At 40.9% G+C, this 9,327-nt stretch carries 14 protein-coding genes; 6 read left to right on the plus strand and 8 right to left on the minus strand.

The genetic code is table 11. The features are described from left to right. The 4 genes from L5M51_RS22515 to L5M51_RS22530 all read left to right on the plus strand — a co-directional run. Window positions 1–1,505 (plus strand): transposase (locus L5M51_RS22515; protein WP_263174759.1); only part of this gene is annotated, 1,505 nt, incomplete at its 5' end. A gap of 148 nt (window positions 1,506–1,653) precedes the next feature. Further along, entirely contained in the window at window positions 1,654–1,887 is a 234-nt protein-coding gene (locus L5M51_RS22520; RefSeq protein WP_263174760.1) for a hypothetical protein, read from the plus strand. Between the two features lie 579 nt (window positions 1,888–2,466). Continuing rightward, complete coding sequence (locus L5M51_RS22525; RefSeq protein WP_263174761.1) at window positions 2,467–2,955, plus strand: mobile mystery protein A; 489 nt, start codon at window positions 2,467–2,469, stop codon at window positions 2,953–2,955. Then, window positions 2,952–3,563: a mobile mystery protein B gene (locus L5M51_RS22530; RefSeq protein WP_263174763.1), complete on the plus strand. Its 612-nt coding sequence runs from the start codon at window positions 2,952–2,954 to the stop codon at window positions 3,561–3,563. Before L5M51_RS22525 ends, L5M51_RS22530 begins: the two co-directional genes overlap by 4 nt. 521 nt (window positions 3,564–4,084) lie before the next feature. Here the strand turns inward: L5M51_RS22530 and L5M51_RS22535 are convergent. The 8 genes from L5M51_RS22535 to L5M51_RS22565 form a co-directional block, all read right to left on the minus strand. Continuing rightward, window positions 4,085–4,408 (minus strand): hypothetical protein, encoded by a 324-nt coding sequence (locus L5M51_RS22535; protein WP_263174766.1) that lies wholly within the window; start codon window positions 4,406–4,408, stop codon window positions 4,085–4,087. Beyond that, entirely contained in the window at window positions 4,409–4,678 is a 270-nt protein-coding gene (locus tag L5M51_RS22540) for a hypothetical protein (RefSeq protein ID WP_263174769.1), read from the minus strand. A 284-nt stretch (window positions 4,679–4,962) separates the two neighbouring features. Next, the gene (locus L5M51_RS22545) at window positions 4,963–5,391 is read right to left on the minus strand and encodes a hypothetical protein (RefSeq protein ID WP_263174772.1); all 429 of its coding nucleotides are present in this window, start codon (window positions 5,389–5,391) and stop codon (window positions 4,963–4,965) included. Window positions 5,392–5,873: 482 nt separating this feature from the next. Next, window positions 5,874–6,440, minus strand: a complete 567-nt coding sequence (locus tag L5M51_RS22550; protein ID WP_263174775.1) for a GNAT family N-acetyltransferase — start codon at window positions 6,438–6,440, stop codon at window positions 5,874–5,876. A 47-nt stretch (window positions 6,441–6,487) separates the two neighbouring features. After that, entirely contained in the window at window positions 6,488–6,778 is a 291-nt protein-coding gene (locus tag L5M51_RS22555) for a hypothetical protein (protein WP_263174778.1), read from the minus strand. 272 nt (window positions 6,779–7,050) lie between these two features. Beyond that, window positions 7,051–7,359 (minus strand): DUF1524 domain-containing protein, encoded by a 309-nt coding sequence (locus L5M51_RS22875; RefSeq protein ID WP_411568918.1) that lies wholly within the window; start codon window positions 7,357–7,359, stop codon window positions 7,051–7,053. Window positions 7,360–7,653: 294 nt separating this feature from the next. Beyond that, the gene (locus tag L5M51_RS22560) at window positions 7,654–7,908 is read right to left on the minus strand and encodes a hypothetical protein (RefSeq protein WP_263174782.1); all 255 of its coding nucleotides are present in this window, start codon (window positions 7,906–7,908) and stop codon (window positions 7,654–7,656) included. Continuing rightward, window positions 7,908–8,291: a hypothetical protein gene (locus tag L5M51_RS22565; RefSeq protein ID WP_263174784.1), complete on the minus strand. Its 384-nt coding sequence runs from the start codon at window positions 8,289–8,291 to the stop codon at window positions 7,908–7,910. The genes L5M51_RS22560 and L5M51_RS22565 overlap by 1 nt, the downstream gene beginning before the upstream one ends. Window positions 8,292–8,483: 192 nt before the next feature. On the opposite strand from L5M51_RS22565, the gene L5M51_RS22570 reads away from it, so the two are divergent. Both L5M51_RS22570 and L5M51_RS22880 read left to right on the plus strand, forming a co-directional pair. After that, window positions 8,484–8,810: a hypothetical protein gene (locus tag L5M51_RS22570; RefSeq protein WP_263174787.1), complete on the plus strand. Its 327-nt coding sequence runs from the start codon at window positions 8,484–8,486 to the stop codon at window positions 8,808–8,810. 362 nt (window positions 8,811–9,172) lie between these two features. Next, the coding region (locus L5M51_RS22880) for a transposase DNA-binding-containing protein (protein ID WP_411569244.1) at window positions 9,173–9,327 on the plus strand (155 nt) is incomplete at its 3' end.

Raw genomic sequence — 9,327 nt, forward strand, 5'->3', positions numbered from 1 at the left:
CACCCATTTTATTGGCCCCTATCCAAGATACTCTGGCTGTATTTCATACTATGCTAGCAGCACGTTATAGTGCGATTAACCAACATATTTCTGATGGGGTCAACAAACATATTAAAGTAATTGGGGCTGCCGAAAAGCGTCGTTGGAAGCTGCTTTATCCGAGCAGTGATGAATCCGTTAATAGCGATTTTTACAGCCAGTTACCAGGAATTGGTATTGCGGATCTACTGTGGTTTGTTGCGGGTAATACTGGATTTTTAAATGCATTTACCCATGTATTAGATCGTTATGTAAAGCATGAAGCTGATCCCCGTGAAATTTTCGCCTGTATTGTTGCGATGGGAACAAACATGGGGTTAGCAAAAATGGCTGAGGTTTCAGGCCTTAGCTCAGCATCAATGGCGGGGACATCAAGAAATTATCTACGCTTGGAGACATTACGAGCGGCTAATGATGCGATTAGTAATGCGACCAGCCAGCTACCCGCATTTCATCTCTATGATATTCAGGACACACTTCATTCAAGTAGCGATGGTCAGCGGATAGAAACGCAAATTAACACCCTTAACGCTCGATATTCTCCCAAGTATTTTGGTTTACAGAAAGGTGTCAGCGCCTACACGTTGGTTGCAAATCATGTTCCTATAAATGCAAAGATTATTGGGACTCACGAACATGAAAGCCATTACGTTTTCGATTTATTGCATAACAATACCTCTGATATAAAGCCAGAACGGCATTCCACTGACACCCATGGCACCAATCAGGTTAATTTTTGGATTTTGCATGCATTTGGATATCATTTTGCACCTCGTTATCGTGATTTGCATAAGAAAATGGATACGTTAGTCGGCTCACAACATCCCAATGAGTGTGGTGACTGGCTAATAAAGCCTGCCCGAAAAACCAACGATGAATTGATTGAACGTGAATGGCCCAATATTCAACGGATCATGGCATCGCTAGCTCAAAAAGATGTTACTCAAGCCACGATTGTTCGCAAACTCTCGAGCTATTCGCGTCAGAATCAGACCAAGAAAGCATTATGGGAGTTGGAAAACATATGCCGAACGCTATACATTCTCGACTTTGTCGACGATGTTGGCTTACGTCAATGTGTACAAAAAGCATTAAATCGTGGCGAAGCCTATCATCGTCTTAGACGAGCAGTTGCATTTGTTAACGGTGGAAAATTCAGAGTAAAAACAGAAGAGGAGCAGCAAATATGGAATGAATGCTCTCGGCTCATCACCAACGCGGTCATTTACTACAACACAGCGCTGCTATCTCGTGTCTATGAACAGAAGCAAACAGTAGGAGATCAAAATGCACTGGCTCAGCTTCACAGTATTTCGCCCGTTGCATGGCAGCACATCAATATGTATGGCAATTTTGAGTTTAGTCCATCAACCTCAAAAATAGATATCGATGCATTGGTTGCTCGATATGCTGAACCAGAATATTGGAAGCAAGCGCTGATTGAGAACGAGAATTCAAGTGAGTGATTTTAGAATTTAAAGCTAACTTTACATTTTTGGCGCGTTGGGCAAATTTAGCCAAATTTATTTTGCTGTCTCAAATCGACGCTGAAACGATGTCATTAGTTTTTGTTTATCAGTAAAATATTTGAAGTGCCAGGAAGGAATTAGAATAATGAACACAAACCCCATGAATGCCGCTATCAAGCTGGTATATTCAAATGATATCTATGATATCTATATTTCAACCAATTCAAACAATCAAGTACGGGCGAATCACACTAAACAAGCTTTTATCTACTTTAAAGGTGAGTTTTATCACATGCGCCCAAATGCAGGAGTAGAGCCATGTTCTCGAACTCAGACAGAATTTTTACTATCCATCATGACTCGATTTGGCTCATTTTAATATTTTTCCATTAGTGCCTAACCAATCTTTGGCTTACATGGTTTGTTAACCTCATAGCGGATTAAGAAGCCTAAACCCACAGCAAAGCTGTGGGAGAGGAATAAGTCTCATACTAAACAGCCAAGTAACCCTGATCGTACCGTTCTAAATGATACTCACCCAGAAATAAAGATTCATACTAATTCCTACTACAAAATCTGAGTCACGCTACAACTGAGTAATAAAGTATCATACTGGTTGTCTTGAGCATCCACAGATTGATGGCCCCATTCAAACACGTTTCTGGACAGAAATCATTCAGAGCAGAAGTCTGGATTGTGTACTTCCCAAAACAACCCCCATTCTAAATCAACCTAAACCGTTCACTTCCCATTCTAGCGCTGCCGAAGACGTTTGCTCTTCCAAGATGAATTTGACACGACCATTGTCCAGTAAACAGATAGCCAAATAAGTAGCGTATTTCATAATCGATACATTTTCCTTTGATGTGTATTAAAAATTAGATACAAGAATCTTTATAATGTATGCAAAATTAGATACTATTGTCGTTGTAGTGTATTTAATTAGAGATACAAAATTATGAAAAAATCCGGTGTCTATGCCGTTGCACTCAAGCAAGTCAAAGCAAAAATCAGCGCTTTACTCGGTTTATCTGTGCCTAAACCGCCGAAAAATGGTTGGGTGCGCAGTATCCGTGAGGCCTTGGGGATGTCGGGCGCGCAATTAGGTGAACGTCTTAATCTCTCTCGTAATCAAGTCTCCATATTGGAGCGTAAAGAAGCCGATGAAACCATCTCACTCAAACAACTAAAACAACTGGCGAGCGGGCTCGATGCCGAACTGGTTTATGCGATTATTCCACGTCAGTCGATTGATGACATGATAGAAGCGCGCGCTATGGAGTTGGCCAAGCAGCGTTTGGGCATGAGCCACCAATCGATGTTTTTAGAAGCACAGCAGTTAACCTCAGAGCAACAACAGCAAGCGCTGGTTCAATTAGCCAATGAGATTATAACGGGCAGCACCCGAGATTTGTGGAAAGTCAGTTTGCAGGAGAAATACCAATGAGTCTGTTTGTTGAACCAGAGGGCGCAACCCAACTAAATGCCGATGATGTTGCCGGGCTGAAATTTGATCACATCACGACTCGCGAAGAGCTTAATGAGCTTGAAAATGCCAACATACTACAAGGGTTGAGTTGGTTAGCCACGACGCCTAAAACCAGCATGGATGACATTCTTTCTATGGCGTTTGTGGAAGAGTTGCATCAACGTTTGCTTGGTGATGTGTGGGAATGGGCCGGCAGCTACCGTCACCGAGAGTTGAACATTGGTGTCGATCCGCTGAATATCCGGCCAGATTTACACAACTTACTGGAAGACATCAAATGCTGGATTGAGTTTGAACACTATGACAGCCTAGAACTCTCGGCTCGGATACAGCACAGGTTAGTTAAAATTCACCCTTTTCCTAACGGCAACGGACGTCACTCGCGCGTGATGACGGACTACATACGAATGGTACTACTCAAACAAAAGCCTTTAGTTTGGTCCAATACAGATTTGGATAAACAAAGCCAAGAGCGGGGTGAGTACATTGCGAGCTTACGCCAAGCTGATGCCGGCGTTTATGCGCCTTTAATTCAATATCTTCAGGCGAAAGGGAATGTGACTTAAACCAAGCGTTAAGAGCTAAATATACAATTACAGTGTGGATAGTTAAAAGAGGCTGGAACGTCAGCCTCATTTCTTTGTACAGAGAGCAATCTCACCAAAACAACCCCCATTGTCCCCAGAAATGGAGTACACCACGACGACAATTCTAAGTAACTTTTGGACATAAACGTTTTAGAAATGGCAGTGTACTCTGATCGCTGCCATTTAAGTATGAATCTTTAATACTCAGTATGAAACTTATTCTACTCACATAAAAGCTAATGGAGTGTTTCAAAAGTTAATTTCGGCAGTTCACCTTGCTCTTTTGTTTCCGTACTTCTTAGCTATTTTTAAAAAAGGTTTTTGCAAACAGTTTTATATGAAATATCAACGAATTGGCATCGCCGTAGTGTTTATTGGCTTCCATATCACAAGCTATTGCATACCATGCGTTAACCCAATGAGTATTGAGGACCTTAGTTAAGCTACCTATGAGTTTCATGCGAGTTTCCGTTGCGGATAAGTTACTGTTCCTACACTCTCTATTTCAGGCCGCGACGTTCTAATTCGGCATCTATCTCATTTAGTCGTTGCCGATTAAAGGCGAAAAATTCCAAACGTGTAACGTCACCTCTACTTTTTACTTCAGCGAACCATTTTCGATAACCGTGATGGTTAAATTGCATTTTGTTTAGCCCATCCATTTCATGGGAAAGATCATCGATTAATGCTTTTTTGCCGACACTACAGATAAACTTAAAAACAACGAACGACATGAATAATGGCTGTTTATTCTCAAACCAAATAACCCATAAACTCATGGTTACATACGCCACAAATAGAGCTGATACAGTCATAACAAACATTTATTGAAAATTCCGTTGCTTACTGGAGCATCTACTATAAACAGACCCATGCTCTTTGGGGGTAAACCCATCGCTCACAGACCAATACACTTTATTGGTCTGTACCAGCCAGATACCGCAAACTGCGATAGGGAGACCTACCACTACGCCAAGGGCTACTTGCCAAACTGTTTTGGCAAAAAGGCAAGAAATAATGACCATTGCTCCAATGATGCAAATCATTACACCGTTAAACTGGTTGTTGATTTTGTCTTTTTCTATCTCGGACATAATGGCTAATCTCCACATTTTGGACATTAATTACAAACTACTCTTTAGATGGTTTTCTTGACTGGCGTCACAGGCCGCTGATTCTACCTTTGCCAACTGACGCAACCTGTCTTGAGCACATTGGCATTCAAAATCTGCGGCACTTGCTAACTCTGACCATGTTTAAAGTTGATGGTACTCATTACTGCCTAGCAACATTAAAAGTGAATCTTCTATAATTTTTTTCATAACTTCATTCCTACTCTGCTTCGTATCACAATTTTCATGCCGAATTTCCGACTAAGCTATCTATCCGAGAAGCTAGCTGTCAAAGCAGCGACTTCAACTTCGTTATCTACAGCCATTCCCAAACCCCATTTTGCCTTTTCAACAGCATGACGGCTTGATAGTTCACCCGACTCATAGATGTAGTCTAAAGCGTTATAGACACGCTCATAGCGTTCGCTTAACGACTTATCGCTATTTAACACATCGGCAATTTTTTGGCCGATTTCTGCCAGAGAAAGCGTTTTAGAAAGTTCTCCAAAAGTATTTCGCAATCGAGGTAAACTTTCCCAAATTTGATCGTCAGATAACCCTAACGCGTGATACATACCAATAAGTTCTTTATCCCAACATTCAGCAGTATTTCCACAGACAGAACATTTCCCTGTATCTGCGACTAAAAACGAAAGCTGCAGAGGCTTGTCATCACAATTTTCACACACATTCATACCGAGTTTCCGTTTCAAATCGCTCTGTATATAATCGAGTCAGCAAGATCCACCAATTCTGAACGAGTCATTTTACTTGGCTTAATTCCCGCACTATTCAACACAGGAGAACGATCACTCGACTCAACCTGGCGCAGTGCAGAACCTAATTCTTGCAATAGCTGCCCATCACTTGTTGTTAGATTACCGAGCTTGATGTCACCAGATCAGCATCTGTTTTTTCCTATAAATCAGACTTCTTTTTTGGGGCTGTATTTTCAACGATCTGGAAAAGAGCAAACCCGATCAGCCCCAGTAAAAAAACGACTGTTTGGTTTGTTGAATAAGGCACACCCAGCATAGGTGAGATACAAACCACCCAACCGAGGATAAAGCATATAATTGACATGAATTTGTTGAAGCTGAACATTGGTTGTGTCCTTATTTAGTGACGAATATATTTTCATACCGAATTTCCGTTAGTTTACGCACTTAATCGCCAGTTACTTAATTGCGCCAAATTTCTTACCCAAGATCTCAAACCGCTTATCTAACTCAGGTTCCGTTGCCGCAGAAATTGTACTCATGTCAAAACCGTTATAAGAGTCATGCGAACCATCACTGTTGGTATACATAAAATGCATGTCATAAGGGAGTGATTTAGCATGGTTTATATGAAAACCATTTCGCTCAAAAAATTCGGCATTCGATTTGTGGCATTCTAAAAAGGCTGGTTCTCCATTCAAATCTGACAGCACAATTTGAAGCAGAGTACGTCCGTACCCCTTTCTTCTCATATTTTTGAATACTGACAAGCTGTGAATATGATACGCACCTGTAGGACCATGCCATTTTTCAAACACAAAACAGAATGCGATAGTTTTGTTCCCGTCTTGCAGCACATATAACTGCCCCAAATTAGTAAAATATGCCCTACAGAACGATACGAACATGTTGAATTTATAGTTAGTATTGGAATCGCTGGACGTAATTGCGGCGAGGTATAGTAATTGATAAATAGTTTCTTTGGACTCGCTGCTTTCATTCAGTCTTAATCTAGAATATTTCATGTCTTTGTTATCTCTACCTTTAATGCACTTATAGAACCTTATTAGATTCATCTTTTTTTGAAATACAGAGAAAGCATAATCACACCTACTGAACAAACAACAAACATAAGAGGAAGAACAATTGCAGAAATTAAAGCGTCAGTTACTATAGGATTTGCAAGCATGAAGGCAACTAAATAAGCTATTAATACCGTAAAATTAAAAGCTATACGGCATTTTTTATTGCTAAATAACCTTCCGATTAACGTCATGATTGGATAGATGAGTAATATTCCTGCCATCCAGTAACTAAAAGTTAATGATGAATCAGATAAGATGATCAGAGGATTGCTATTCATACATGTTCCTTATTTTCGACAAAGATAAGCTCGCAAGCCGGTTTGATTGCTAAGAAATATGCCAATCCTCCGTAAGCGAATCCGAGCAGACAACCTAGCACCTTACTCTCTACACCCAATGCCTCAGCATTGACATACCCAGCTATCAAGGTCGAAACTAAATAAATTGATAATAAAATAAATTTAAGCACTGCCATTAACCCCTATATAACTCAAACGCATATCATCATCTGTATCTTTTGCTCGATAAAATATTTTACTACGTAAAACGCTTACTGCGAACACTTGCTAATTAACTCATTAACTTTGACTCGCTCGTTGTCGTAATAGCTTAATTTATACGTCAGCATTATCCAATGAAAACGGGCAATGTACTGACATTGATTTTTAGGAAGTAGCCACTCCGTAATACCAGCAACTCCTTTTTTTCGATTCAGAGCGCCCTCTACAGCTTGTAGATTGCGAGGATCATTCGCAAAAATTTCACGTTGTTCCCGTGACCAGTATTTTGCCCCCCGAGCGTGTGCATATCCGAGCGCAACAGTATGGTCAATCTCAAGATCTCTCGGATTAACATATATATCTCCCGTCTATGACGAAATCCAGCGCCCATGCGTCACAGTGCGCCCATTTGAGCTATATGACACGGGGATAGTCGAAAGCATGGTTAATAACTCTTGCCGCGTATTGCGACCATTGCCATCAAAATCGCTCCAATGCGGGTAATCACCGCGATTATAGTTGGATTGTGCATGTGCGCAACCTAGAGCCACAAAGTTTGAACATACGAGTATGAGTAATGCGACTCTATTTATTTTCATCATTGCGTCCGTAATGTTTGCTCACCAAAATCGTTTATTGATAACTGCATTTCATTATCGACCATAGCGATAGTCCCATTTAAACATAAAATTTTTCATGCAGTTATCACATATACCAATGCCCCGATAAATTAAACTGCTTTCAACTATATTGACGCTCCCCCGTACTAATTCATCTTTAAGTTCAGAGCCACATTTGCAGTCAATTTTTAGTTCACTGATCACTTGGCCGGTAGCTAACTTCTTAGGGAAATTCGATGCCATTGGTCGATTCAGGCGCATAAACTCTTGAAGTTGTTTGGTGTCCATCAATTATCATTACTCTGTTCTGTGGTCAGAAACCGTGACTCTGGAATTAATCCTTGAAACTCAGCGCGGCCAGATATGCCCCACTTTTTAACTAGGCGGTGATCAATCCATTGCTGAATGATCTCCCTCGATGTTTTGTTTGTAAGCCAAACCGTTCTTGGCTTCAACAGCTTACAAATGCTGGCTGGTAGGTGAATTTCTTCTTTGATTTTGCCGTTGGCAAACAGAACATGTTCGGTTCTGAGCAAAGCGATCTCAGTCACGCGCAACGCAGCATGTGACAGCGCTACGGCACAGCGTTTACCTTCACTATGTTGCATTAACAGGCAGGTTTTAAGAACTCGATTTATTTGTGCGGGGGTTAGTGCGTCAGCGCAGCTCATTGTCTGTATTTTCCTTTTTAATGGGGATATGCAGACAATACGATTTTTTCACTGCCTAATTAGCTTAACACAGCATTGGAGCTGCCTTTCACGGAAAGCAAATAATGTGGCTAATGGCACTTGAAGATCTATTAATTAGCCCAATCTACTCACAAGGGATTCCCCCTAAAACTAACGTTGAAGGTCTCAAATATGCCTAGTTTTTTATTAACCTATAGCGTCCACCCGCAAGATCCAAGCTACCAATCAGACGTAGACAAAGCCGATAAAGTTCGTAACGACATTGCAAAGATTAAGAAATGGGACAAGCTCGATGATGTGGAAACCACATTTGTAGGCAATATGTTAGTACTTGGGGATACAAACCATAAACGAAAACTTGCTGAACTTGAGGTAAAAAGTCAATTCATCCCGATTCTTAAAGAACATAAATCAGGATCGCTAGATGTAATCATTCATTGCGCCTTAATGGTGGACGGTCTTGGTCAAGCTATGACTTTCGATGTTGTAAATAAATAAGTAAAGACCGCTCAACGCTTTGGAAATTAATAATGATAAAAGCGGAGCTTTACCCTCCGCTTTTTTACGCATATTTTTCATCGTTTCCGAGTTCGGCCAGCCTGTGTCCACGCGGTACGAAAAACAAAATTCCCTCATTATGTGGACGCTTTAGGGATTCAACAGTTTCAGTTCACTAAAGCCGACCGTTGGATCACAGAGCGTTAGCAAGTTGGATAAGATTATCATTATCGATGTTCATCGCTAAGGAAGTGATAGCTTCCCTACCCCTGTCTCTTCTACACAAATAATTAGTAAAAAAACGGAACTCTCTTGACTGCCGATGATCTGATCATGCAAATTCATTTACTTCACCATTTTCCATGTCAATTTTTAACCCGAGCCAATGGGCAGCCGATCACTTTCATCATGCTGAGCTAGGTGATAAACGAAGAGCGGCAAGGTTAACCGTCGTTGCTGAACATATGGCGGTTGGCAGCGGCAAATCGGTTGCCAGATCATGTAATGGTGAAGATGC

This window comes from Shewanella sp. SM73, assembly GCF_025653795.1.
GTDB lineage: Bacteria > Pseudomonadota > Gammaproteobacteria > Enterobacterales > Shewanellaceae > Shewanella > Shewanella oncorhynchi.

What these genes read in the sequence shown, in the direction of transcription:
- L5M51_RS22540 (WP_263174769.1), bottom strand. Translation starts at nt 4,678, where the DNA reads ATGTCCGAGATAGAAAAAGACAAAATCAACAACCAGTTTAACGGTGTA.
- L5M51_RS22520 (WP_263174760.1), top strand. Translation starts at nt 1,654, where the DNA reads ATGAACACAAACCCCATGAATGCCGCTATCAAGCTGGTATATTCAAAT.
- L5M51_RS22560 (WP_263174782.1), bottom strand. Translation starts at nt 7,908, where the DNA reads ATGGACACCAAACAACTTCAAGAGTTTATGCGCCTGAATCGACCAATG.
- L5M51_RS22570 (WP_263174787.1), top strand. Translation starts at nt 8,484, where the DNA reads ATGCCTAGTTTTTTATTAACCTATAGCGTCCACCCGCAAGATCCAAGC.
- L5M51_RS22525 (WP_263174761.1), top strand. Translation starts at nt 2,467, where the DNA reads ATGAAAAAATCCGGTGTCTATGCCGTTGCACTCAAGCAAGTCAAAGCA.
- L5M51_RS22545 (WP_263174772.1), bottom strand. Translation starts at nt 5,391, where the DNA reads ATGAATGTGTGTGAAAATTGTGATGACAAGCCTCTGCAGCTTTCGTTT.
- L5M51_RS22550 (WP_263174775.1), bottom strand. Translation starts at nt 6,440, where the DNA reads ATGAAATATTCTAGATTAAGACTGAATGAAAGCAGCGAGTCCAAAGAA.
- L5M51_RS22535 (WP_263174766.1), bottom strand. Translation starts at nt 4,408, where the DNA reads ATGTTTGTTATGACTGTATCAGCTCTATTTGTGGCGTATGTAACCATG.
- L5M51_RS22565 (WP_263174784.1), bottom strand. Translation starts at nt 8,291, where the DNA reads ATGAGCTGCGCTGACGCACTAACCCCCGCACAAATAAATCGAGTTCTT.
- L5M51_RS22555 (WP_263174778.1), bottom strand. Translation starts at nt 6,778, where the DNA reads ATGAATAGCAATCCTCTGATCATCTTATCTGATTCATCATTAACTTTT.
- L5M51_RS22530 (WP_263174763.1), top strand. Translation starts at nt 2,952, where the DNA reads ATGAGTCTGTTTGTTGAACCAGAGGGCGCAACCCAACTAAATGCCGAT.